Here is a 25,294-nt window from a genome sequence, read left to right as displayed (position 1 = left end):
AATCGTCGACCGATACCGAATTCGCCATCTTCGTCTCATGAACCGAATCCTTCGACTCCTGCTGGATGTCCGCGTGCTGGCCGTGCTCGGGCTCGCAGCGCTCGCTGCCTTTTTGTTCCTGGGCGCGGACGCGCTGGGGCTGGGGTTGATCTATGCCGGCGTCGCGTTGGGCGCGTGCCTGGCGATCTGGTTGGTGGTGTGGCTGGTCAAACGACTGCTGGCGCGCCGCGCCGCGCAGCGGCTGGAGCAGGGCATCGAAGGCGAGTTCGTCAAGTCTCCGGGTAAGGGCAAGGACGACGAGGCGGAAGTGCAGGCCGTACGCGAGCGCATGCAAGAGGCCATCAAGACGATCAAGACGTCGAAGCTGGGCGAGTTGACCGGCTCCGCCGCGTTGTACGAGCTGCCGTGGTACATGGTGATCGGCAACCCCGCGGCGGGCAAGAGCACGGCGGTGGTCCAGTCGGGCCTGAAGTTCCCCTTCTCCAACGCATCCGGTGTCACCGACAACGTCATCCAGGGGATTGGCGGCACCCGCAATTGCGATTGGTTCTTCACCAACGAAGGCATCCTGATCGACACCGCCGGTCGCTACTCGGTTCACGACGAAGACCGGAAAGAGTGGCTGTCCTTCCTGGGCATGCTCAAGAAGAACCGTTCCAAGGCGCCGATCAACGGCATCTTGATTGCCGCCAGCGTGGCTGAGCTGGCGCAGTCCAAGCCCGACGCGGTCATTCGCCTTGCCAAGAACCTGCGCCAGCGGGTGCAAGAGCTGACCGAGACCTTGGAAGTGTTCGCGCCGGTGTACGTGATGTTCACCAAGGCGGATCTGATCAGCGGCTTCGTCGAATTCTTCGAAGACCGTGATCCGCAAGAGCGGCAGAAGGCCTGGGGGGCGACCTTGCCGTACAAGCCCGACGAGCGCGTTGACGCGGTGGGCCAGTTCGACCACCACTTCGACGAACTGCACGAAGGCCTGAAGCAGCTGGCGTTGGCGCACATGTCGCTTCACCGCGGCAAGGCCTTGCCACCAGCGGTGCTGGCCTTCCCGCTGGAATTTGCCGCGACGAAACCAGCACTGCGGTCTTTCATCGCCACGCTGTTCGAGGACAACCCCTACCAGTACAGGCCAGTCTTCCGCGGCTTCTACTTCACGAGCGCCGTTCAGCAGGGCGAGGCCAGCTCGCGTGCGCGAGAGCAGGTGGCCCTCGAGTTTGCGCTGGCGCCACGGCCCGAGCACACCACCGCGATGGTGGTGGCCGAGCACGGCTTCTTCCTGAAAGATCTCTTCTCGCGCGTCGTTTTCGCGGACCGGAATCTGGTGCGGCAACACGCGAGCCGCGCCAAACAGCGCCTGCGGGTGACCACCTTCGCGGCGGGTGCCTTGACGCTGGCGCTGCTGCTGGGTGCGTGGACATGGTCGTACATCGGCAATCGCCAACTGGTCGAAGGCGTGCGTGCCGATCTGGAGGCCGCCGTGCGCCTGCAGGCCGAGCGGACCGACCTGGCCTCGCGCATCGAGGCCATCGAGTTGCTTCAATCGCGCATCGAGCAGTTGCAGGCCTGGCGTGAATCGCGGCCATGGAGCGTGGGCCTCGGCCTTTACCAAGGCGCTGCGCTGGAGCGCAAACTGCGCGAGGAGTATTTCCAAGGCGTTCGCCGAGTCATGCTGGAGCCGGTGGCACAGGCCATCGAGGGCTATCTTGGCGAGGTGAACCAACACGCCGACCAGCTGCAGTCGATGACCAAGGCGCCAGAGTCGGGGGCCGCCGCAGCCACGGCGGCATCTCCGGCCTCTGCCCCGGCCGGCGGCGCCACCGCGGTGGCGTCCCGCTTTGTCGAGGCCTCTGCGACCAACACCGAAGACGCCTACAAGGCACTCAAGACCTACCTGATGTTGGCCGAGCGCCAGCGCATGGAAAGTGGCCACCTCACCGACCAGATCACCCGCTTCTGGCGAGGTTGGCTCGACAACAACCGCGGCACGATGACCCGCGAGCGCCTGCTGCGCAGCGCCGAGACGATGATCACGTTCTCGATGGCCAATCTGTCCGATCCGGCCTTCCCGGTGATCAACAACAACTTCGGCCTCGTCGACCGCACGCGCGAGAACCTGCGTCGGGTGGTGCGAGGCATGCCGGCCATTGAGCGGGTGTATGCCGATGTGAAGGTGCGCGCTTCAACGCGCTACGCCCCCATGACCGTCGCGCGCATCGTGGGCGACAAGGGCAAAGAGACGGTGGCGGGCAGCCAGGTGGTGGCCGGTGCCTTCACCCGAGAGGCCTGGGAAGGCTACGTGGAGCAGGCTTTCAAAGAGGCCGCCAACAACGAGCTGCAAAGCGCCGACTGGGTCTTGAAAACCTCAGCCCGCGACGACCTCTCTCTGCAGGGCAGCCCCGACCAGATTCGCAAGACGCTCACCGATCTGTACAAGACCGAATACGTGCGCGAGTGGCAGCGTTTCGTGCAGGGCATTGCGGTGGCCGACTTCACTGATTTCGACGCTGCGGTGGCGCACATGAACCGCCTGGGTGATCCGGCAGATTCACCAATCCGCCGGGTGATGACCACGCTGTTCGACCAGACCACCTGGGACAACCCATCGATGCTCAACGAGCGGTTGGCCAGCACGCAGAAGGGCTTTGTTGAATGGGTCAAGCAGTCGATCTTCCGCATGTCGCCTTCGCAGGTGAACGTGAAGGTCGATGTGAACGGCCCGAAGGGTGAGATCCCGATGGGGCCGGTGGGCCGGGAATTCGCGGCGCTGTCTCGCATCATGGTGGCGCGCGAAGGCAATGGTGCGTCGTTGATGGACGGCTACCTTCAGGCCGTCGGCAAGATCCGCACGAAGTTCAACCAGATCAAGAACCAGGGTGACCCAGGGCCTGCAGCCCGCGCGATGATGGCCGCCACCCTCGACTCAGGCGCTTCTGAGTTGGCCGAGGCGCTGCGCTACGTCGACGAGCAGATGCTCACGGGCCTGAGCGATACCGCCAAGGCGGCGCTGCGGCCGCTGTTGGTGCGGCCACTGATGCAGTCGTTCGCGGTGATCGTGCCGCCGACCGAAGTCGAGCTGAACCGCCTCTGGCAAGCGCAGGTGATTCAGCCCTTCCAGGCGTCGCTGGCCGGCAAGTACCCGTTCGAGGTCAGCTCCAAGGTGGAGGCATCCCCCCAGGAAGTGGCCAAGGTCTTCGGCCCGACCGGGGCCATCGCCAAATTCGCCAACGAGTCGATCGGGCCGCTGGCCACGCGCCGCGGTGAGACCATCTCGGCCCGCACCTGGGCCGACATGGGTGTGCGGATGCGGCCGGAGTTCGTCAACGGATTCGCCACGTGGGTGATGCCGCTGGAGGGGGCCGCGGGCGCCGCGCCGACACCCAGCGCGCCGGCACCCACGCAAACGACCTTTCAGCTGATGCCCACGGGCGCTCCGGGCTACATGGAGTACACGGTGGAGATCGATGGCCAGGTGCTGCGCTATCGCAATGGTGCCGCACAGTGGACCAGCTTTGCCTGGCCCAACCCGGGCGCGGCCCAGGGCGCACGCATCTACGGCCGAGCGCTCGACGGCAGCACCGTCGAGCTGTTCAACCAGCCGGGCGCATACGGGTTCGAGAAGCTGATCGACGCGGCCAAGGTTCGCAAGCTGCCGGATGGGGTGCGCGAACTCAGCTGGGGCGTGGGCCTGCAAACGATCACGTTGCACTATCGCGCGATCACCAGCCCAGGGCCTGCCGCCACCTCGGCCGGGACGGGTGGTGGGGGCAGCAACAGCGGTCTGCGCGGCCTGAGCCTGCCGGCCTTGGTGGTGGGGGTGTCGTCATGAGCCGCACGTCTTCCGTCCGCCCGGCGTACTTCGGCAAGCTCGCTTCACGAGGCGATTTCATCCGCAGTTCTCATAACGGTGCCTTGCTGCAGATGCTGGACACCTGGTTGACCCAGGGCCTCGAGCTGCTGTCGACCGATCCGCAATGGAAGCACTTCTACGACCAGACGGCGGCCACCCATTTCGCCTTTCTGTCGGCGCGGTCTCACCAGGCGTTGGCGGGGCATCTGGTCCCCAGCATCGATGCCTCTGGCCGACGCTTCCCGTTCGTGACCACTGGAGCCTTCGAGGTCGAGCAGCCCTTGGCCTTCATGAAGCATGCTCCGATGGCCTTGGCGCGGCTCTGGGCGCGCCTCGAATCGTTGGCGAAGCAAGCCCACCAGGCCCAGGATGCGACAGCGGTTCTGGCCAGTGCTGCGCAGCAGCAGAGCTCGATCGAGGTGGCGCCGGAAGCCTATGCCGCGAGCTTTCGCGATTTCGTCGAGCTGCAAACCATGGGGTCGCTCGAAGCGCTGTTGAAGTCGATGCACCCCGAGGTAGACCTGCGCCGCGTGCTGCTCGGCTTGGGCATGCTGCTTCAGCCGGTGCCCGCGAGTGGCAAGTCGCAGCTGGACAAAGGCTTGCGGCTGCCTTTGCCGCGTGATCCGCTTTACGCGCCGATGGTGGGCGGCCTGTGGCTGCACCTCATCTGCCCGTTTCTCTCGCGGGGCGACTTTGAACTGGTCATCTTCGTGCCGGGTGCGGATGTGGCGGCCTCCGGCGAAGCACCGTGGTTGTCGATTGGCTTTGCAGGCGGCGCCGCTTCGACCGTGCAAGCCTTGTTCGATCCGCAGAAGTCCCAACAGGCTTTCATCACCCTGTCGTCACCCGAGTGGGCCGAGGCGCAGAGCCACGACGACCATGCGATGAAGAAGCTGTCCAGCTACTTGCAGCAGCCGCAGTTGTCGATGGCGCAGGCCCTGTCGACCTTCGGCGAATGTTTTCTGGGAACCTGAGCATGACGTCGATTGCAACGCAGGGCCGCGCGGCAGCCCTCGTCTTCTTCGTGGCCGGCCTCGCGGGCTGGGGCGCCTGGGCGCAAACGCCTGCGCCTGCGGCGCGCGCCGCTGACAAGGTCGTCGTCTCGGGCGTGGTGCCCGATGAAGCCACCCGCAGTGCCATCGTTGCGCGCATGCGCGAGCTGTACGGGGCCGATCGCGTCGTCGATCAATTGGGCGTCGACCGCCTCGTGGCGCCGCCCAATTGGAACCAACACATCCAGCGCTTGTTGACACCCGATCTGAAGCGGGTGACGAAAGGGCAGCTCAGCATCACGGGCAACGTGGTCGAGCTGAGTGGTGAGGTCGACAACGAAGCCACGCGGCAGCAACTGCTCAGCCAGATGGCCACGCAACTGAACAATCCCACCTACACGGTGCGCGATCAGCTGCGCATCGGTTCGTCGGGTCAGGCGCAGCTGGATGCCGCGTTGGCGCGGCGAACGATCGAGTTCGAAACCGGCAATGCCAAGCTCACCAGCGCGGGCGCTCGGGTTCTCGATGATCTGGTGCCGATCCTCAACCAATTCGCGGGGCGACGCTTCGAGATCATCGGCCACACCGACGATGTCGGCGCCCACGATGCCAACATGGCGCTCTCGGCCGCGCGGGCCGATGCGGTGAAGGCCTATCTCGTCGGCAAGGGCATTCCCGCGGCCGACCTGCTGACGAGTGGCGCAGGCCCCGATCGGCCAGTGACCACCAACACCACGGCCGAAGGCCGCGCCCGCAACCGGCGCATCGAGTTCCGCGTGCTGGCCTGACGCCGCTCAGGGCTTCGGGCGGGCGTCTGCCATCGACTTCAGGTCCAGCAGGCTGGAGACGTGCTGGTAGCCACCGTCTCGCTCGGTGAAGAGCTGAAAGACCACGGGTTCACCGTAGACGCCGTGGTGATCGCTGCCCACAGCGACATCGACATACGCGACCACGCCAGGGCGTATTTCAAAGCGCACCTCCGCGCAGAGCGGGAAGTCTTGGCCGGCGTCGGCCGGGTTGCCCGTCTGCTCGCCGCAATCGTTGACCTCCCAGTCCATTCTGGAGCCCGGGGCGGCGATGCTGCGGACCCATTCAGCGAAGGGTATCCGCGGCAGCTGGGGATCCAGGGCGTGCGCCGATACGTTTTGCGCCACCTTGATCATCTGCGCGTCGGAGTTGGTGTCGGCGTAGCCGATGGCGTGCACCAGGCACAACGCCACGGCACATGGAATGGTTCGATTCATGTCGGTGCTGAGTCAGCGGGACGGTCAGAGGTGAGGCATCGTCGCCGCTTTGTACCGATCGAGTGAATCCCCAAGTTCACCGGGCCAGCTGGCATCAAGACGTCTGGTCGGGCGGCGGCTCGGTTCCCAGCAGGTCTTCCAACTGCGCCAACGCGCCTTGATCCTTGACCACCGTTCGCAGCCACGCGTGCAAAGGCATGTCGCCCCAGCGAGCGGCCTTGTCGGCCAGGTAGGCCACCGGGCTGTGAGGTTCGGTGCGGCGGAAGTAGTCAGCGACCTGACGCAGTTGCTGCAAGGCTTGGGCGCGGCTGTTCAACACGCCGGGGGCATTGCTGACGTGGGCTGCAGCGGCAGGCGCGACAGGGGCTGCGCCGGTTCCCGATGCGGTTTCCGGGTCGTTGGCCGACGCTGCTTCGCCACCCGCCGAATGGGTGGCGACGCCGCTGTCTCGGGCCAGGCGCACCCAGGCGTCTCGCGCCGATTCAAGCGAGCGCCGTGCCGGCCCGAACGAGGGCCCAGCGAGGCCGAGTTCCGCGTCGATCAAGGCCTGCAACCGGGCCAGCTCGTGAAGGCAGCCGTCCATCGCGGCCTTCTGCTGCTCGAAGGCGGAGAGCCCGGCGTTCGACACGGCGCGCTGGATGCTGGCCAGTGTCGGTGGGCCCGGTTGATCGCTGCGGCCCGCGTTGGGGCCGGCGGCCCGGGCGGCTTCGAGGTCGAGCAGCGTGAAGCCGACGGGTGATGCGGTGGCGAGCGAAATGTGCCGCGGCAGCTCTTCCACCCGGTGCAGCAGCCACGAGAGGTTGCCGATGCGCTGTTCTTGATCACCGTCGTCCGGCTGAGGGTGCAGTTGCGGCCAGTGGCGCTCCACCAACTGGGCCGTGACCGCCAGGCCGTCGTACAGACCTGCGAACCCCCGCAGCCGTGCCCACGCATCCACCAGCCATCCGACGACGCGCAGATCTTTCGTGCGGGTGCAGAGCAGGTCTTCGCAGGCCTTCGCCACACCCGGCCAATCGGCCACCTTCAGCTCGGTGACCCACTCCCCCTGGTCGAGCGAGGGGTCATCGGCACGCCGCATTTCCTGGATGGTGTCGAACTCCGACGAAAAGCTCAGGTCTTCGCCGCAAGGGTTGTCACCGGGGAGGGCATCGACGAGTTGAGGAAAGTTCATGGTTCTGTGGGCGGGCTTCTACCGGGGCGTGCGCGGCCCACATTGTGGTGTGCGCGGCGGTGCGGGGCAACGGACGCCTATTCTGGCTTCCGGCGCCGCAAGAAGAGGATCTTGAGGTCCCGCGTCGGTCGGAAGTCGGACTGGCGGAACTCGAAGGTCAGCGGGTCGGTCTTCTTGAAGGCGCCGTCGAAACACAGGCTGAAGACATCGGTGGGCTGGCGTTTGCGGATCGTGAGCTTGAAATCCTTGATCGGCCCCTGCCAATGGTTGGCGGTGGTCAGGATGTAGCTGAGGAAGTTGTATTCCCATCCGCCTTCGCCGTCGCGCTTCTCGATGCCGGCGATGAGCGCCTTGTCGGGGCACGTCTCCTTCCCGTAGGCCTCGAACAACGTTGACCACGACTGGGGCACCCCGGTGGTCACGCTCGGGACATAGCTGTGGCGAATCGTCAGTGGCTTGCCGGCCGGGAAAGTCTGCTGCCAGACGTGGTACTTGCTGATCGTGATCAGCGGTTCGCCGTTGGTGTCGAACCAGTGGGATGGCAGCGGCTTCTTGCCTTTGGGCGTGCCGCCGCCTTGCATCAGACGGAAGATGTCGTCGGTGGTCCAGCCCCATCGCCGAACCTGGTCGGAGACGTCGACCTCGCCTCGGCGGATGACCCACTTTTGTTCAGCGTTCACCAATCGACCATCGGCCCAGACCTTGAAGTTCTCGATCTCGGTGTGGTCGCTGTCGCCAAAGTAGGCCGGCGGCATGGGAAACGCCACGGGCGTGACCACGTCGGCTGGCCCGTTGTTGGTGAAGACATAGTCCACCGTCACCAACGCTTCGCTGATGAACAGCGCCTCGCTGTCCATGCTGACGTGTGGTAACTGCTTGAACGTGATCGTGCCGTTGTCGTCGCCAATGGCGGTGTCGTTGGCGTGGCTGGCCGCGCTGCCCGACAGGGCAACGGCGAGCACGATGGCGCGCGTGATCTTCATGGCTTCTACCGCGGTTGCTGGGCGGCCCCGTCATCGCGCGGCCATCAAGGCGGGCCAGTGCCCGCCACTCCCGAAGCCCTTCATTCTGAGGCCTCATCGCAGGCGAGTGCGTCGGCTGGCGACAGCTGGCGCGCAGGCTGCACGATCGAGGGAGCCAGCCGAGCCCGATCCACATCCGGGCTTCGGTACGCCGCCTCCGGGATGGAAGACAGCGTCGATGATCGCAGTTGCTGATCGCCCAGGCCGTAGAACTTCTGGAAGCTCATGATCAGCGGGCGCCACTTGTCCGGGTCGACTCGGTCGGTGTGACCGTCCATCAGGATGGACGGATGCAGGTGGATGCGCTGGACACGCACCTCGATGTTCAGGATGTGGCCACGAAGGCGTTCATCGTCGTCGGCCACGCCGTGAATGGCCTCGACCACCGCTTCCATCTGCACGGGGCATTCTTGCACCCGTGGGGGGGCGACGGTGGTCGATGCCTGAGGGTGCAGCCCCGCCGCGGCGAACTTGTCGGCCACATGCCGGTAGCCGCGTGCGGCCTTGAACGCAGGCACGGGATGAGCACCGGTGGTCAATGCCAGTCGATCCACTTCGGTGACCAGATGTTGCGATGGCAGGTTCAACACGCATTCGCGGCGACGTCTCAGGTTGCCGGCGGTTTGCGACGAGGCGCCGAGCCCCAGCACACAGCGCCAGCCGAGCCAAAAGGCCGATGACATCGGGGCCAGGTTGGGGGTGCCGTCGTCGTTGAGGGTGCTGATCACCACCACAGGTGTGCCGAAGTAGAGGATCGAGGGTTCGCGGGTCTGGTGCATGCCTTGGCCTCATGGGCTTTGTTACGGGTGGCGGCACTGTGCCGAACGACAATCGGCGTGTCGCGCCAGATTCGGACACGGGTTTCGTGCATGGTGGCCGCCGCGAGGTGGCGTTCTCAGGTTCCTATTTCGAGGTCTCATCGATGTTCACCGCTTGTTCGTCCACCTCCCTTCGGGCCCCGCATCCTGTGGGCTCGGCAGCGCGCTCGAGCGCCTGGGTTCGCTCGGTGGGGGCCGTGCTGTGTGCCGTGCCGGTGTGGGCGCAGGCGGCGTGGTCATGCCCGGCGGGGCCCTTCGATTTCCCGGTGCCCCCGGGTGCGCAGATCGCGCGCATCAGCAACGCACTGCCGATCGATGCCTTCAACCAGAACGGCCAGTTGAACGCGAATGTGGAAGGGCCGGTGTGGCGCGACGGCTCGGTCTACTTCACGGAGTTTGGTGCGGGGGCGAATCCGCCACCTTCGCGCATCATTCGCTACACCGCCGACGGCCCCGGCGTCGTGTTTGCGCCGACCGCGGGCACCAATGGCCTGGCCACCGATCCTTCGGGCCGCTTGCACGGCGCCAGCCACAAGGTGGGCGGCATCGTGAAGTTCGGTGGGGCCGGCGAGGAGACAGTCGTCGTCAAGGGCTATCAGGGTGTGCGGTTCAATTCGCCGAACGACCTGACCTTCCGCAGCGACGGCACGCTGTACTTCACCGATCCGACCTGGCAGGCCGTGAATCCCCCGCCGCAGGCGCAGACCCGGGTCTACCGCGTGGCCCCAGGCTCGAAGAAAGCCAAGGTCATCGATGCCGATCGCAACCAGCCCAACGGCATCACCCTGTCGCCTGACGAGAAGACGCTGTACGTGTCGTCGTTGAGCGGCCTGTACCAGTACGCGGTGGCCGCCAATGGCTCAGTGGGGGCGCCGCAGCGCTTTGCGAGCCAGATCGGCGGTGCCGACGGCATGGTGGTGGACTGCGCTGGCAACCTCTACGTCACCAGCGGCGACGTCATCATCGTGAATCCCCAGGGCAATGAGATCGCGCGGTTGAAGATGCCGGCAGGATCGGGCAGTGTCACCAACGTCGCGTTCGGTGGCAACAATCGCAAGACGCTGTTCGTCACCGCCATGGGGCAGGGCCAGGCGCGCGGGCTGTTCAAGGTCGACTTGGCGGTGCCGGGCATGCCCTATTGAAGTCGTGTGCGGGCCGGGTGGGTGGTGCCCCCTCGGCGCTGGCCACCCGGACGGCGCGCTTCGTGCCCTCAGCGTCCACAGCGCCCACAGTGCCCTTAGCGCTGTCAATGGCCTATCAACGCCGTCAACGCCCTGTCAACGCCGTCAAGCCTCGTACAGCGCCACCAGTTGCTTCACCCTTTCGAGGGTAGATCGCCGCAAGGCGGGTGGTCCGAGCACCTCGACATCGGGCGCCAGCCTCAGCAGTTGCCCCGTGGCATGGTCGATCGATTCGATGGGGATGCGCAACTCCACACGCTCGTCATCGGCAGCGGGCCGCTGAATCGCTGACACGGCCTTCGCCACGGCTGCGCTCAGGTGAGACAGTGCCTTCAGGCCCGCCGCGTTGGCGCGAACGATCGCCTCGCCCTGGATCAGTTGGGCTTCAAAGCGCCGGACGGATTCGCGCCAGTACGCCGTCAGGTCGAAACCCTTGGGCCGATGGACAGTGCCGTCCAGCAACTCGGCCTGCAGGATGTTCGAGACCCGGTAGGTGCGCGCCTGTTCGCCGCTGGACGCCACCAGGTACCAGGCGCCCGCCTTCAACACCAGGCCCAAGGGATGGATGGCGCGCCGGGATGTGAGCTTCCAGCTCTCGTAGTGGATGGCTACCGGTCGCTCCTCCCACACGGCGGACGCCACCGTGGCCAGGTGGGGCAACGGCTCAGACTCGCGGTACCAGTCGATCGGATCGAGGTACAGCCGCGAGCTGACGCGCCTTGCATCGTCGCGCCATGCGGCCGGCAGCGCGGCGAGCAGCTTCAGCTGCGCCTGTTCGACATCGCTGCCCAGGCCGAGATCGGCAGCCGGCCCGGCCAGGCCGCTGAGGAACACCGCCTGTGCCTCGGAGGGGGTGAGCCCGGTGAGCGTGGTCTTCCAGCCGCGCATCAGCTCAAAGCCGCCCGCGCGGCCGCGCTCGGCATACACGGGCACGCCAGCGGCGGTCAGCTCGTCGATGTCGCGGTACAGCGTTCGCACCGAGATTTCGAGCGCATCGGCCAGCGCGCGCGCACTCATGCGCCCGCGCGTTTCCAGCAGCATCTGAATCGACAGCAGTCGGCTGGCGCGCATGGGTGTGGGGCTTGTTCGAGGCGGTGAAGTGCCAGTGTCGATGCTAATGCTGCCTCAGCCTGGCAGGTTTCATGGAGCCCTCCGCCGCGGAGCATTCCGGCAAGGCCGTAGCATCGGCCACCCCCAGCCCCTGATCGTCCTGCCATGAGCATGAAGCCCGACACCGATGCCCGCCTGATTGCCCACCTGCCCTTGGCACGCGAGAGCGTCCGGGCACTGCGTGCCTCGCAGATTCGCGAGGTGGCCAACGCTGGCTTCGGCCTGCCCGATGTGCTGCCCTTTTGGTTCGGCGAATCCGATCGGCCCACGCCGGCGTTCATCCGGGAGGCGGCATCGCAGGCGTTGGCCGAAGGGGACACCTTCTATTCGCACAACCTGGGCATCGCTGCGCTGCGAGAAACCATCGCGGCCTACGTCTCTCGGCTGCATGGTGAAACCACACCGGCGCAGATCGCGGTGACCAGTGCCGGGGTCAATGCGCTGATGCTCGCGGCGCAGCTGGTGGTGGATGCCGGCTCACGCGTGGTCGCGGTCACGCCGCTGTGGCCCAACCTGGTCGAGATTCCGAAGATTCTGGGTGCCGAGATGCAGACCGTGTCGTTGCGCTTCGGTGCCGAAGGCTGGGCTCTGGATGTCGACGAACTGCTGGCCGCGCTGACGGCCGACACCCGCGCGCTGCTGATCAACTCTCCGAACAACCCCACCGGTTGGGTCATGAGCGCTGCGGACCAGCGCCGCGTGCTCGATCATTGCCGCAGCCTGGGCATCTGGGTCATCGCGGACGAGGTCTACGAGCGCTTGTACTATGGTGGCGAAGGTGAAGGCAAAGGCGTGGGCGTGGCGCCATCGTTCCTCGATCATGCGCGCCGGGATGAGCGCGTCATCGCTGTCAATTCGTTCTCGAAGGCTTGGCTGATGACCGGTTGGCGGCTGGGCTGGATCGTGGCCCCCGAGGTGCTCGTGGGCGAGCTCGGCAAGCTCATCGAATACAACACCTCGTGTGCGCCCGTGATGGTGCAGCGCGCCGGTGTGGCCGCCATCTCCGAAGGTGAGCCGTTGGTGTCTGGCCTTGTGGCCGATATGCGCCAGGCACGCGACCACCTGGTGCGTCAGCTCTCGGCGCTGCCCGGCGTGCAGGTGAAAGCCCCGGCCGGGGCGATGTACGTTTTCTTCTCTTTGCCCGGATCGGAGCACAGCCTCGCGCTGTGCAAGGCGCTGGTGCGCGAGGTGGGCTTGGGCTTGGCACCCGGCAGCGCGTTCGGCCTGGAGGGCGAGGGCTTCGTGCGTTGGTGCTATGCCTGCGAACCCGCGAGGCTGGACCAGGGCGTATCGCGCTTGGCCGCCTACCTGAGCAGGTCCTGAGTCCGTATCTGTAGTTTGACTACGTTGAAACTACAGCGTAGTCGAAAAAGCTATGAGGGATGAGTGGGGTGAAGAGGCACGTTGCTGCGCCTCGCCACTACGCAATCGGCCTCAGGGAAAACGAAGGAGAACGGGTAGTTTTATTCCAGTAGGATGCGCCGCCGTGGCACCACCCGACCTGGGCGTGGAGCCGCCTCACGGCCATGGAGAACGGGCCGAACAGCGCCAACACGGTGCTGGCACCTGCACATCACCACCCACTGGGAGACAAGCCATGCCGTTTCTGCCACCGATCGACGGGCCCTGAAGGCACTCAATCCCCGGCGGCGCTGCCATGGCGCTGCCGTGAGCACGGTCTCAGGCGCGGCGGCTCATGCCGCCTGCCACCCCGTTGGCTGCGACACCGCTAACCCGTCAAGTCGCGGACCCCTCTTCGTCACCATTCCTGCGCGAGCGGGAAGGAGGCTTCATGCACGCTCGATGGATCCCTCGCACTGTGGCTGCCGCCGCAGCGGCCTGCCTGGCTTCGGCCGCCCCGCCGGCTCTGGCGGCCAGCATTCCCGCGGCGCACGTGTATCACAACCACATGCCCAACTTCTGGCCGTTCTATGGTGTGGACGTGATGGCCACCTACAACGCCACGGCGGTGGGGCAGCCCATCCGATACGCCTACGACGGCCAGGTGATCAACCTGAAGAAATCGCCGCCGCCGGGCTACAGCTACTTCCTGCCCGCGTCGCAAGGCGGCGGCATCATGCCGCACGACGACCTCGTCGCCTACTACTCGCCTGATGCGAAGACTGGCGCCTACCAATGGTGGCCCCAACAGGACGCCGCCGAGGTGAAGAGTTGGTCCGGCGGCAGTGGCCAGGTGCACGTGACGATGTCGGGCGCGGTGGTGAACAACGTCAACAGCCTGGAGAACCTGCAGAACGTGCCCGGGTACACCAACCCGAATTGGGGCGCGTCGTGGGTCTCGGCCTACGACGGATTGCCGACGCAGCACGGCCACCGCACACTCGATCTCATCCACTTCACCGGCCACCACACGATGGGCCCGCTGGTGGGGGCGGACTATTTCCTGAAGGATCTGATCTTTCACGGTGCCGCGCTCGCGCAGCCCTACTTCCTGGGCAGCCGCTACACCTCGTCGCGCGGCTTCTTTCCCACCGAGCTGGGCTTTTCCGAGCGACTGATCCCCTCGCTGGCCAAGCTGGGCATCCAGTGGACGGTGGTCGGGAACAACCACTTCTCTCGCACCTTGAAAGACTACCCGTTCGCCACTCACGACGCGACCGGCGACACGCTCATCTCACCGCCCAACCGGGCCGACCTGCGCAACACGTCCGATGTGGGCACGTGGGTGGCCAATGGCATGGCGCACGAGAAGCAGGTCATCGTCAACAAGTTTCCCTTCGCCTCGACGCCGCATTGGGTGCGCGCGGTCGATCCGGCGACAGGCGAGGTGTCGAAGGTCGCCGCCATCCCGGTCAGCCAGAACGGCTCCTGGGCCGAGGGCTGGGATGGCTCGACCACCGTGGATGAGCTGATGCCCTTCACCGCGCTGGAGCCCCGCCAGTTCTACGTGATCGCCCACGACGGCGACAACTCCAGTGGCCGCGCCGGCTCGCTGGACACGTGGCAGAACGGACACCGGGTCACCTGCGCCGGTAACGGCTTCTGCCAGGGCATCGACGAGTACCTGGCGGCCCGCCCCATTCCTGCCTCGGACGTGCAGCACGTGCAGGACGGCTCGTGGGTAGACACCCGCGACAGCTCGTCCGACCCGACGTGGTACCACTGGCACCTGCCTCCGCTCATCTGGCAGGGGCAGTTCGCCGACTTCAACCGCGTCACCGGATTGAACCTCGCGCCTAAGAAGAACCTGAAGGGGCAGAGCGAGGGCGCCACAGTGAGCCTGGAGCATGGCTGGCACTACCTCGAGCGCAACTTCGCGCTGCTGCAGGCGGCGCTGAACTATGCCAAGACGGCGGAGCAGATCTGGCTCGATGCGCACCCCAACCATTGGTCGCCGACCACCGCGCTGGATCGGCAGATCACCCACGCAGGCAACCAGCTCAACCCGTGGATGCTGTCGTTCCCGGTCAAGGGCCAGGCCTCGTCCGACTACGCCGGCGGTGCCAACCCGGCCGAACTGGCTTGGTACTTCCTGCTGCCGGCGATGGATTCAGGCTTCGGCTACTACGACGAGAACAAGGACGACGTGGTCAAGCCCACGCTCGCCTTCAACAACTCGCTCGCCTTCTCGAAGCCCTATGTCGCCGCTCGCGCCACGAGTGACCGCACCGGCCCATCGATCTGGTGGCCGCAGCGCTACCCGTACAACCCGGGGTCGGTCAATGGCTCGAAGGCCGAGGGCTGGACGGTTCAGCACTACAGCCACGATTTCGCGGTCTACACCTACGGCTTCGATGTCTCCGGCATCGCTTCGGCGCAGTTGATGGTGCGGCCGCACCAGCAGAAGACGATCGACAACGATGACGACACCTACAAGGTCTACAGTCCGAAAAGGATGGTGGGCCTGCCGGGCCTGAACATCACCCCCAGCCGGGTGGGCGAGTGGCGCTCTTATCCCATGAAGATGCGCGATCTGGCCCCAGTGATGAACGGCGTGGCCTGGGTGCAGCCGACCATGGACACGTTGAAGGTCGTTCCGGCGCAAGACATCGGCAACCTCTACTACGCCTACGTCTCGGACTACCGAGACCAGTTGCTCGACTACTACGTGAAGATGACGGACGCGGCCGGCAACGTCACCCGATCGGAGATCCAGCAGGTCTATGTCGGAGCGGGCACGTACCGGGCTGGCGGCAACTCGGGCTACACCGAAGACATCCATGGCGACATCCCCGGCGTCTACCCCTTCCTGGTCGTCGATGACACGCCACCCAGCGCGCCCACCAAGCCCACAGCCAGCGGTCTGACGGACCGCAGCGTGCAACTCGATTGGCCGGCGTCGAGCGACAACATTGGCGTGACCGGCTACCGCGTCTATCGCGACGGCATCCAGGTCGGCACCAGCCCCACCAACCGCTACGCCGACACCGGCCTCGCGCCCCAGACGCTCTACCGCTACCGGGTGGCGGCGTTCGATGCCGCGGGCAACCTGTCTGCCCAAAGCAAGGCGCGCCAGGTGACCACGCTGGCGCCAGACCAAGAGCCGCCCACGGCGCCCGGTGCGCCGCAGGCCAGCGATGTCACGGGCAACACGCTCACGCTGTCATGGCCCCCCGCCACGGACAACTATGGCGTGGCCCGCTACCGTGTGCTGCGCAACGGCGTGGAGGTGGGCAGCTCCATGGGCCTGAGCTTCGGCGACAACGGCCTGACGCCGTCGACCACCTACCGCTACACCGTGAAAGCGGAGGACGCTGCAGGCTGGGTGTCGGCACCATCGCCTGCGACGCAGGTGACCACCGCAGCGGGGAATTCGGCCACCGTCTACTACAAGGTGCCCACGGGTTGGTCGACGGTGAACATCCACTACGCGCCCAACGGCGGGTCGTGGACGCCCGTGCCCGGAGTGCCGATGAGTGCGGCCTGTGCGGGATGGGACGTGTACACCGTGAACCTGGGCCAGGCCACCGGTTGGCAGACGGTGTTCAACAACGGCAACGGCACCTGGGACAACAACGGCGGCCGCAACTACAGCCTCGGCACCGGGCTGTGGCAGGTGGCCAATGGGGTGGCCACCAGCGGCGTGAACCCGTGCGCGGCTCAGCGCCGCCGTTGACGATGGCCTGAGCCCCTCACAGCACCAGCCAGGCCAGCGCCACGCCCACCGGCAACGATACGTACGGCGGTTGCTTGAACCGCCAGACGGTCGCGTAGGCTGCACACAGCATGGCGATGGTCTGCCACGGCAACGCCTTGAACGGCAGCTTGGTGAGCAGGGAGATCGCGGCGCCGACGATCAAGCCCACCACCGCGCAGCGCACGCCGACCATCGCATGCTGGAACGCGCGCGAGCCCTTCAGCCGGTCGGCCACGCCGCTCACCCCCACGCTGATCAGGGCCGTGGGCAGGTAGATGCCCACCGTGGCAGCGACCGCACCGGCCAGTCCTGCGGCCTCCATGCCGGTGAAGGTGGCGATGCTCAGGATCGGCCCCGGTGTCAGCTGGCTCGCCGCCAGCCCTGCGCTGAACCCCGCGTGATCGAGCCAACCGAAGTGGTCGACGATGTAGCCTTCGAGCAAGGGCACCATCACCATGCCGCCCCCGAACAAGGTGGTGCTCAGGCCCGCGAAGGCCAGGCCCACCTGCGTCAAGCGCGATTCGGGCATCAGTGAAGGCACGAGCTGGACGATGGCAAGGCTGATCGGCGCGAAACACAGCAGCATCTCCATGGGCCGCAGCGCCCGTGTCGCCGTGGCCTCCGGTTGCTGCGGCGCCGGGAACATCACCGTCGACACAAAGGCGCCGAACGCCAGCACGTAGATGGGCGCCGCCCACAGCGGCATCAGCAGCAACAGGCCGGTCGAGGCGGCGGCGAGCATCTTCTCGCGCAAGCCCGGCGTGGCCTTCTTCGCCTGGTTGAAGGCCGCCAGAATCAAGATCATCGCCAACGGCGGCACCACGCCCACCGTGACCGCGCGCAGCACGCGCGGATAGCCGGCGAGGAACGAGTAGCCGTACCACAGCGTCAGGATGATCAGGAAGCCCGGCAGCACGATGCCCATCAGTGCCGCCGCGAAGCCACCCCAGCCCGCAACGCGGTGGCCCATCGTCGCGATCGCGTTGACGGCCTGCGGCCCCGGCAGCATCGTGACCAGCGCAATGAGGTCGAGAAACTCTTTCTCCGCCACCCATTGCCGCTGTTTGACGAAGCGCTCCTGTGCCTGCGCCAGCAGCGCCATGAAGCCGCCCCAGGCGGTGAGGCCAAGCAGCGCGCAGTCGGTGAACAGAACCGTCTTGCTGACGGGCGAAGGCGTCGGCCCGGCGAGGGCGCCGGGCTCGACGGGGCTGATGACGTCGCTCATGGTCGGCCCGCGGTGCGGCTCAGATCGACACCAGGCGTGAGCGGATCATCGCGAGCAGGTCTTCCTGCGGCTTGCGGGCCGCCAGGTCCTCAGGGGGCAGCTCTTCCTTCACCGCGGACTTGCGGTGGCGGTTGTCCGCATCGAGCGAGGCCTTGGTGGCCGCGTCATAGCTGCGAGCCGACACTTGCCGGCCGACGAACTCGAGTTGGTAGCCCAGCTGCGTCAACGAGCGCCCGGCCACCGACTCGAAATCGATGATCTGGTCGCGCGTCATGCCGGTGAGCCACTTCTTCGTGTTGGCGGCCATCACGGGCTTCTTCACGTTTTCCCAGAGCTTGCCGGACGCAGCGGTCTTCGAAGCCTCTTCCGACGAGTGGAAATCCAGCATCGCGGCGCTGAACTCGATGCCCAGCCAACGGCACAGCAGACGCAGCGTCGATTCCGGGTTGCGGGTGAGCTCTTCGTACGACAGGGCCAGGAACTGTCCTGACGGTACGCGGCGGCCACATTCGAGGGCCAGTTGCTGCTCGATGTCCCACTGCTTTGCCACGTGGTAGGCCGTCTTCTCGCCGACCACCGCCTTCAGGAAGGACAGGCACACGTCGCGGCCATCGCGGTACAGGTACAGGTATCGGGCGTCGTCGCCAAAGTAGCGCTCAATCTCGGGCAGGAAATGCACATTGGCGAGCGACTTGCACATCCAGTCGGGCTTGCCGTAGCTCTCGGCCATGCGGTCCATCACCGAGCCGAACACGGCCACCAGACTGCGGTCGCGGCATCGCAGGAAGATGTCGCCACGGTTGAACTCGACGCCCCACGAGACGGGATTCACCTCGACCAGCCGCACCACATCGTCGACCAGGCGAGCGAAGTTGTCGTCGTGGTCGAGGTTGCCATAAGCCGGCAGCAGCGGCGTGAAGCGTTCCAGCATGTGGGGAGGGTGGGGCGCCGCAATCGTGGGAGCTTGGTTGACCATCAGGCGCAGCAGGTTGGAGCCAGAGCGCTGGGTGCCGATCATGAAGACTTTCATCGCGGGCCTCTCTGAATGTAGGTATCGCTGCAGCCCTCCGTCTGTGCGGGTGTCGGGCGTGCAGGTGGGGACGGTCGCGCCGCGGGTGGGGGGGAAGCTCGTGCCTCAGCACGATCCGCCCGTGGCGTTCCGGGGGGATCGGCCGGGCAGGGGTGCTGTTGATCGATCAGGTGTGCAAAACCGCACATGAGTGCGGGACATCACTTCTCACATTGAGTTGACGCCTGTAGCAGCGAACAGCCTCGCGAAAGAACCCCACTTCATGTGACACGGCACTCAAGCGACTTGAGCATCGGCCGATACCCCTGGCGGTGTCGGCGACAACGTATCGCCCAGGGCACCGGTGTTGAACCAACCAACTTTTCAGGGACCACAATGAACGACTTCTCGCGCTTGGCCGCGCTGATGGCCATTTCCGCATCGAGCTGGGCCTGCCTCGTGACCCCGGCCCTCGCCGGTGAACTGCCTGCCGATGTCGCGGCGAAGGTGGAGAAGGCCAAGAAGCGGCTGGTCGAGCTGGCGGCCGACCCGACCGTCCTGGCCGCGGTGCGCGATGCCAACAGCCACAGCGCGGCCGGCATGAACAACGGCAAGTGGATCGAGCTGGGTGACAACGACCCGGCCGTCAAGAACACCTTGTCCAGCAAGGTCAGCCTGCAGATCGCCAAGTGGGAGCAGTCCGACGACACGGTCAACAAGATCGTGTTGCGCGATCAAAAGGGCAACCTCGTCGGCGCGAGCACCCGCCCGCTGATCTTCAACAACGCGAATCGGCCGGTTTTCTCGCAAGCCATCAAGGGCCAACCCTGGGCAGCCAGCGAGATCAAGCCTGACACCTCGACCCAGGTCCCCAGCGTCCACGTGGCCGCGCCTGTGGTCGACGGTGGCAAGACGATCGGCGTGCTGCACGCCGGCGTGACCGCCAAGTGATCTGTTGAGACGCCAGCCCAGGTGCCGGGCTCGGCATGGGGGTGGCGTGGACCCGCTTCGTTGTCGCATGGGCCGCCGTTGACCGGGCGGCCGCTGGAGAACCCGATGTTGAAGAACCTGAAGGTGAGCGCTCGCATGGCGCTCGGCTTTGCTGCCGTGCTGGTGCTGATGTCGCTGATCAGCGCCATTTCGCTGAGCCAGCTGTCTGAGATCAAGCGAGATCTCGAGGCCGTCACGGGTGAGGCCCCGGAGCGCCTGGCCAACACCATGCGCGATCTGGTGCGCAACCAGGGCATGGCCCTGCGCGATGCGGTGATGCAGGACGACGTGGCCTTCAAGAAGAAGGAATTCGACCAGATGAAGAAGGCGCGGGCCGATTACGAGCGCACCGCCGCCCAACTGGCAGCGATGCCGATCGAGCCCGAGGTCCGGGCGGCACTCGACAAGGCCGGCGCGGCGCTGCTGGCCACGAAGGCGCCGATCGAGAAGGCGATCGACCTGTCGATGTCCGATGACATGGCGGGCGCCGCCCAGGCGATGCGCGAAGAGGTACGCCCGGCCCAGTTCGCGCAAATCAAGGCGCTGGACGACGTGATCGAGGCCATCAAGGCGGCCTCGAAGCAGCGCAATGACGTGGCCGACGTGGCCTACCGCCACGCGGTGGCGCTGATCATCGCCTTGTCGGTGACGGCGCTGGTGGCCGGCGGGCTCATCGCCTGGCGCATCCAGCTGAGCATCACCCGGCCCTTGAACCAGGCGGTGCAGGTGGCGCAGGCGGTGGCAGAGGGTGACCTCACCCGCGACATCACCGTCGCTTCGAACGACGAGGTCGGTCGCTTGCTGCAGGCCCTCAAGAAGGTCAATGAAGACCTGAGCCGCACGATGCACCAGGTGAGGCTTGCTGCCGAGACGATGCAGACGGCCACCATCGAGATCGCCGCCGGCAACAACGACCTGAGCCGCCGCACCGAGACCCAGGCTTCCAGCCTGCAGCAGACGGCGGCCTCGATGGAGCAGCTGAACTCGACGGTGAAGAACAACGCCGATACCGCCCGCAGCGCCTCGCAGATGGCCAGCTCGGCCAGTGCGGCGGCGGCCAAGGGTGGCGAGGTGGTGAATCAGGTGGTGGCGACGATGCAGGAGATCGCGACCAGCTCCAAGCGCATCGCCGACATCATCGGCACCATCGATGGCATCGCCTTCCAGACGAACATCCTGGCGCTGAATGCGGCGGTGGAAGCCGCCCGCGCCGGCGAACAAGGTCGCGGTTTTGCGGTGGTGGCCGGTGAGGTGCGGGCACTGGCCCAGCGGTCCGCCAACGCCGCCAAGGAAATCAAGACACTGATCGGCGCCAGCGTCGTGAGTGTCGAGACCGGTTCCCGCCTGGTGGGCGACGCCGGCATGACGATGAGCGACATCGTGAGCCAGGTGCAGCGCGTGACCGACCTGATCGGCGAGATCAGCAGCGCCACCCAGGAGCAGACCAGCGGCATCGGCCAGGTCAACCAGGCGGTGGTTCAGCTCGACGAGGTCACGCAGCAGAACTCGGCGCTGGTCGAACAGAGTGCGGCCGCGGCAGACAGCCTGAAGCAGCAGGCCGAAGGGCTGGTCAGCGCGGTCAACATCTTCCGCCTTCAGCCCGCGTGATGCGGCAGGCCGCGCCTTGCTGCGCGCCCTGCCAAACATCGGCGAGCATTGATTTCTCTTAGGGCGTGTTCACACTACGCATCGGGGCTCCGTAGTGTGAACACGCCCTATGACCCGCCCTGCACCTGCAGGGCGCGCCGCATTCGGCGCAACGCGGGGACGATGGCCTCTGCATCCACCGTGCCGTAGCCGAAGCTCAGCGCCCACGGCGGGCCGGAGGCCATCGAGTACTCGGCACTGGTCTGCGCGCCGGGCAGGCAGCGGCGCATGGCGTTGACGATCGCATCGGTATGCGCGGTATCGACGATGCGCGCGGCCATGTGCAAGCCGGCTTCAGACGGGATCGGCCGCAGCCAGGCCGCCAGTTCGCGTTGCAGCCCTTCCAGCAGCACCTGGCGCCGCGCGGCGTAGAGAGCGCGCATGCGCCGAACGTGCCGCGCGAGATGCCCCTCGTGGATGAAGGCGGCCAGTGCAGACTGGGTGATGGTGTCGCAATGCGAGTCTGCGCAGTGCTTGACCGCCAGCAGGGCATCGCGCGCCCAGGGCGGTGACACGACGAAGCCTTTGCGCAGTGACGGAAACATGCACTTCGAAAAGGTGCCGATGTAGAACACGATGCCGTCCCGATCGAGGGTCTGCAGTGCGTCGAGCGGCCGGGCGCCAAACCGGAATTCACCGTCGTAGTCGTCTTCCAGGATCACCGCGTGCCGAGCGCGAGCCCAATCCAGCAGGGCAGCGCGGCGGTGCAACGACAACGCGGCACCCGTCGGCGATTGGTGGGAGGGCGTCACGCTGACCACCCGAACCGTATCGGGCAGCTGATCCACGCGCAGCCCCTCGTCATCAACGGGCACCGGCACCAACACCGCGCCGGCCGCAGCGAAAGCGGCCCGCAGCGGCGGATACCCTGGCTCTTCGACCGCCACCTGGGTCCGCCCCGGCGTCACCAGCAGGCGGGCCAGCAGATCAAAGGCCTGTTGCGCGCCGGAGGTGACGACGACATCGCGAGCCTCGCAGGCCACCGCGCGCGAGAAGCCCAGGTGCTTGGCAATTGCCTCGCGCAAGGCGGGCAGCCCTTCGGTCGGTGGATAGCCGAACGGCGAGCGAGACCATTCGCGCAGCGAGCGTGCCGTCAAGCGACGCCACACAGCGTGCGGAAACGGCCGGTGGTCCGGCACGCCGAGCCGGAAGTTGCGTTCGGGCAAGGTGCGCGCTGCATCCGGGCCCATCTGGGGTGCGCGCCACAGGGGAACGATCCGTTCGGTCTGCCAGGCCTGGGTGAGCACGGAAGAGCCGCCGGCGGCCTTCGAGCCGGCCCGCCTGGTGGCGATGGGGGCCACCACCGAGCGCGCGCCCGATCGGGGCAGCACATAGCCCTCGGCCACCAGCAGGTCGTAGGCGGCCACGACCGTGTTGCGGCTCAGCCCCAGCGCCTGTGCCGCGGTGCGGGTGGACGGCAGGGGGCTGCCCGCCGGCAGGCGGCCGTCGAGCACCGCGTCGCGCAACACGCGGTGCAGGGCTTGCGCCAATCCACCCGTGTCCCGGGGCAGCGTGAAGTCGAAGGGGAAAACTGGCACCATGATCTTCAACGGAACTGGACCATTCTAGGAGCCAGTCGTTTCCTATGCTGGGTGTCATCTCGACGACTGGAACGACACCATGCCCTGCTACATCTGCGAAACCTGCGGCACCCAGCACAGCGACACCCCTGCGCCACCGTCGCGCTGCCTCATCTGCGAGGACGAGCGCCAGTACGTGGGCTGGCAGGGACAGCAGTGGACGACCCACGACGAGCTGCTGCGGCGTCACACGCTGCGCATAGGCCACGACGATGGACTCCTGGCGTTCGCGCTGGAGGGCCGGTTCGGCATCGGGCAGCGCGCGCTGCTGTTGCCCACCGACGCAGGCAACATCCTTTGGGAGTGTCTGAGCCTGGTGACGCCTGAAGCCATCGAGGCCGTGCGTGCCGAAGGGGGCGTCGATCGCATCGTCATCTCGCATCCGCACTTCTACAGCGCGATGGTCGAATGGAGCGAGGCACTCGGTGGTGTGCCCATCCTGCTCCACGAGGCCGACAGGCAATGGGTGATGCGCCCGGCCACGCAGGTCCAGTTCTGGTCGGGGGACGTGAAGGCGCTGTCGGCCTCCGTCAGCCTGATCCGCTGCGGTGGCCACTTCGAAGGCAGCACGGCATTGCACTGGCGCGCCGGCCCCCAGCCGGGCGGTGCGCTGTTCCCGGGCGATTCGCCCCAGGTGGCCAGCGACCGGCGCCACGCCGCCTTCATGTACAGCTATCCGAACTTCATTCCGATGCGACCAGCGGATGTGAGTGCCATGCGAGAACGGCTGCGGCCCTTCGAATTCGATCAGGCGTATGGCTACAACTGGGGCCGCAACATCACCCGGGGCGCCAAGGCGGCCGTCGACGCCTCGTTCGAGCGCTACTTCGGCGCGATCGGCGGCTGAGCTGCCGATGGCTGGACGAGCCTGTGCAGGGCCTCGGCCAGCTCTTCTGCACTGGCGGGCCGCACGAGGCGCTCTACCTCCTGGCCGTCGCGCAGCAAGATCAAGGTGGGCCACAGCTTGACGCGGAACGACCGGCCGAGCGGTCGCCCCGGCCCATCCTCGACCTTGACGTGGTGCAGATTCGGGTGGCGCTCGAACGCGCTGGCGATCAGGGGCTGCGCCCTCAGGCAGAAGCCGCACCAGGGGGTGCCAAACTCGATGACGGCGGTGCCCTGCCAGCCATCAACGTCGGCACGCGGGGGCTCCGGGTTCGTGAAATGGGTGGTGAATGCCATGCCGGCCACCCTATCGCAAATCCGCGTGTCATGCAGCCAGGGCCACATCCCCCCGCGGCAGCATCAGCTCGAAGCTGGTGCCGTCGCGTGCGCGTGTGCTGGCCACCAGCGATCCGCCATGGGCCCGCGCGATGCGCTCGGGCTCGCGCAGCCCGGCGCCCACGGGGGGCGGAAGCTCGCTCCATGGCAGCGAAGAGCCCAGCAGGTGGGCGGCCGCCGCCTCGTGCAGTGGCTGGTCGAAGCTCACTCGGAAGCCCACCGCGCCACGGGCCCGGCCGTCAACCATCATGTTCAATGGGGCACCGTGGGCGTGGGCTTCGGCCTGCAACAGCAACTGGTCGACGGCCGTGGCGAGCAGGTTGGCGTCCCAGTGCCCAAGGGTGTCGCCCTCGATCGTCAACTCGCCATGCGCCAAAGGGAGCGAGCCGCCCAAACCGTGCTGCCACCGTTCGCGCACCAACGCCGCCAGATCGGTCAGCGTGGCCTCAACCTTCAATCCGTCGCCGGGCGCCTTGGCCAGGCTGATCAGGTGTGCCACTTGCCGCCTCAGCAGTGCGGCCGCAGCCTTCTGGCGCTGGGCTGCCTGGCGGATGGCAGGCGCATCGCTGCGTTGAAGAACCAGCTCGGCATTGAGTGACAAGGCCGCCAGGGGCTCCTGAAGATCGTGTGACAGCGCGGACAGCATCAGTGCGTTCGCACGGGCCAGCCGCGCCAGTTGTGCCGCGTGGTCGGCGATGGTGCGGCGCTGGAGGTGCAGCTCGACGAACACCTGGATCTTGCTGCGCAATACCCGCTCGTCGAGCGGCTTGTGCAAGAAATCCACAGCGCCCGTCTCGTAGCCGCGAAAGGTGCCCCGTGCCTCTTGCGTGCCGGCCGTCAGGAAGATGATGGGCACGTGGCGGGTGCGCTCGCTGCCGCGCATCAGCTCGGCCAAGGCGTATCCGTCCATGGTGGGCATCTGCACGTCCAGCAACGCCAGCGCCACATCGTGCACCAGCAGCAGCTCGAGCGCTTCGGCGCCTGAACTGGCGAGCAGCACCTCCAGATCGTCGTCGGCCAGCAGGGCCTTCATGGCCACGAGATTGGCGTTCATGTCGTCGACCACCAGCACCTTGGCGGGGGCGGGCGTCGGCGCATCACGAGAGCCGGTGGGGGACAGTGGCGAAACGTTCATGGCAGTG

At 66.5% G+C, this 25,294-nt stretch carries 19 protein-coding genes; 9 read left to right on the top strand and 10 right to left on the bottom strand.

Annotated features, from left to right (window positions below; translation table 11 throughout):
• Positions 1-37 precede the first annotated feature (37 nt).
• Genes tssM through AACH06_RS19660 form a run of 3 tightly spaced genes read left to right on the top strand, consistent with a single transcriptional unit; the run spans position 38 to position 5,624 of the window.
• The gene (gene tssM, locus AACH06_RS19670; protein ID WP_341427469.1) at positions 38-3,823 is read left to right on the top strand and encodes a type VI secretion system membrane subunit TssM; all 3,786 of its coding nucleotides are present in this window, start codon (positions 38-40) and stop codon (positions 3,821-3,823) included.
• Positions 3,820-4,818, top strand: coding sequence for a type VI secretion system-associated protein TagF (tagF, locus tag AACH06_RS19665; protein WP_341427468.1), 999 nt, complete (start codon positions 3,820-3,822; stop codon positions 4,816-4,818). Before tssM ends, tagF begins: the two co-directional genes overlap by 4 nt.
• Positions 4,819-4,820: 2 nt before the next feature.
• Positions 4,821-5,624, top strand: coding sequence for an OmpA family protein (locus AACH06_RS19660; RefSeq protein WP_341427467.1), 804 nt, complete (start codon positions 4,821-4,823; stop codon positions 5,622-5,624).
• A gap of 6 nt (positions 5,625-5,630) precedes the next feature.
• Here the strand turns inward: AACH06_RS19660 and AACH06_RS19655 are convergent, their stop codons facing one another.
• The 4 genes from AACH06_RS19655 to AACH06_RS19640 form a co-directional block, all read right to left on the bottom strand.
• Complete coding sequence (locus AACH06_RS19655; RefSeq protein ID WP_341427466.1) at positions 5,631-6,080, bottom strand: hypothetical protein; 450 nt, start codon at positions 6,078-6,080, stop codon at positions 5,631-5,633.
• 94 nt (positions 6,081-6,174) lie between these two features.
• Entirely contained in the window at positions 6,175-7,251 is a 1,077-nt protein-coding gene (gene tssA / locus AACH06_RS19650; protein WP_341427465.1) for a type VI secretion system protein TssA, read from the bottom strand.
• Positions 7,252-7,328: 77 nt separating this feature from the next.
• Positions 7,329-8,234, bottom strand: a complete 906-nt coding sequence (locus tag AACH06_RS19645; RefSeq protein ID WP_341427464.1) for a DUF4424 family protein — start codon at positions 8,232-8,234, stop codon at positions 7,329-7,331.
• Between the two features lie 80 nt (positions 8,235-8,314).
• Positions 8,315-9,052: a flavin reductase family protein gene (locus AACH06_RS19640; RefSeq protein WP_341427463.1), complete on the bottom strand. Its 738-nt coding sequence runs from the start codon at positions 9,050-9,052 to the stop codon at positions 8,315-8,317.
• Positions 9,053-9,195: 143 nt separating this feature from the next.
• Between AACH06_RS19640 and AACH06_RS19635 the strand changes: the two genes are divergently transcribed.
• The gene (locus AACH06_RS19635) at positions 9,196-10,233 is read left to right on the top strand and encodes an SMP-30/gluconolactonase/LRE family protein (protein ID WP_341427462.1); all 1,038 of its coding nucleotides are present in this window, start codon (positions 9,196-9,198) and stop codon (positions 10,231-10,233) included.
• A 144-nt stretch (positions 10,234-10,377) separates the two neighbouring features.
• Here the strand turns inward: AACH06_RS19635 and AACH06_RS19630 are convergent, their stop codons facing one another.
• Positions 10,378-11,343 carry a helix-turn-helix transcriptional regulator gene (locus AACH06_RS19630; protein ID WP_341427461.1) on the bottom strand — a complete coding sequence of 322 codons (966 nt, stop codon included), beginning with the start codon at positions 11,341-11,343 and terminating at the stop codon, positions 10,378-10,380.
• A gap of 144 nt (positions 11,344-11,487) precedes the next feature.
• Here AACH06_RS19630 and AACH06_RS19625 point away from each other — a divergent pair, with 144 nt between their 5' ends.
• Entirely contained in the window at positions 11,488-12,705 is a 1,218-nt protein-coding gene (locus tag AACH06_RS19625; protein ID WP_341427460.1) for a pyridoxal phosphate-dependent aminotransferase, read from the top strand.
• Between the two features lie 469 nt (positions 12,706-13,174).
• Positions 13,175-16,459, top strand: a complete 3,285-nt coding sequence (locus AACH06_RS19620; RefSeq protein WP_341427459.1) for a carbohydrate binding domain-containing protein — start codon at positions 13,175-13,177, stop codon at positions 16,457-16,459.
• Positions 16,460-16,475: 16 nt separating this feature from the next.
• Here the strand turns inward: AACH06_RS19620 and chrA are convergent, their stop codons facing one another.
• Both chrA and AACH06_RS19610 read right to left on the bottom strand, forming a co-directional pair.
• Entirely contained in the window at positions 16,476-17,705 is a 1,230-nt protein-coding gene (gene chrA / locus AACH06_RS19615) for a chromate efflux transporter (protein ID WP_341427458.1), read from the bottom strand.
• A gap of 19 nt (positions 17,706-17,724) precedes the next feature.
• Positions 17,725-18,735 (bottom strand): sulfotransferase family protein, encoded by a 1,011-nt coding sequence (locus AACH06_RS19610; RefSeq protein WP_341427457.1) that lies wholly within the window; start codon positions 18,733-18,735, stop codon positions 17,725-17,727.
• A 375-nt stretch (positions 18,736-19,110) separates the two neighbouring features.
• On the opposite strand from AACH06_RS19610, the gene AACH06_RS19605 reads away from it, so the two are divergent.
• Complete coding sequence (locus tag AACH06_RS19605; protein ID WP_341427456.1) at positions 19,111-19,665, top strand: hypothetical protein; 555 nt, start codon at positions 19,111-19,113, stop codon at positions 19,663-19,665.
• A gap of 105 nt (positions 19,666-19,770) precedes the next feature.
• A complete protein-coding gene (locus AACH06_RS19600) occupies positions 19,771-21,312 on the top strand; it encodes a methyl-accepting chemotaxis protein (RefSeq protein ID WP_341427455.1) in 1,542 nt (513 codons plus the stop codon).
• A gap of 107 nt (positions 21,313-21,419) precedes the next feature.
• On the opposite strand, the gene pdxR is transcribed toward AACH06_RS19600, so the two are convergent.
• Positions 21,420-22,892: a MocR-like pyridoxine biosynthesis transcription factor PdxR gene (gene pdxR / locus AACH06_RS19595; protein WP_341427454.1), complete on the bottom strand. Its 1,473-nt coding sequence runs from the start codon at positions 22,890-22,892 to the stop codon at positions 21,420-21,422.
• 79 nt (positions 22,893-22,971) lie between these two features.
• Here pdxR and AACH06_RS19590 point away from each other — a divergent pair, with 79 nt between their 5' ends.
• Positions 22,972-23,778 (top strand): MBL fold metallo-hydrolase, encoded by an 807-nt coding sequence (locus AACH06_RS19590; protein WP_341427453.1) that lies wholly within the window; start codon positions 22,972-22,974, stop codon positions 23,776-23,778.
• On the opposite strand, the gene AACH06_RS19585 is transcribed toward AACH06_RS19590, so the two are convergent.
• Both AACH06_RS19585 and AACH06_RS19580 read right to left on the bottom strand, forming a co-directional pair.
• Complete coding sequence (locus AACH06_RS19585) at positions 23,754-24,113, bottom strand: thioredoxin family protein (protein ID WP_341427452.1); 360 nt, start codon at positions 24,111-24,113, stop codon at positions 23,754-23,756. The two genes, AACH06_RS19590 and AACH06_RS19585, sit on opposite strands and share 25 nt — an antisense overlap.
• Before the next feature lie 28 nt (positions 24,114-24,141).
• Positions 24,142-25,287, bottom strand: coding sequence for a response regulator (locus AACH06_RS19580; protein WP_341427451.1), 1,146 nt, complete (start codon positions 25,285-25,287; stop codon positions 24,142-24,144).
• Positions 25,288-25,294 lie beyond the last annotated feature (7 nt).

This window comes from Ideonella lacteola, from assembly GCF_038066555.1.
Taxonomy (GTDB): Bacteria; Pseudomonadota; Gammaproteobacteria; order Burkholderiales; family Burkholderiaceae_C; genus Ideonella; species Ideonella lacteola.
This window is presented reverse-complemented; position numbering and strand designations above follow the sequence as displayed.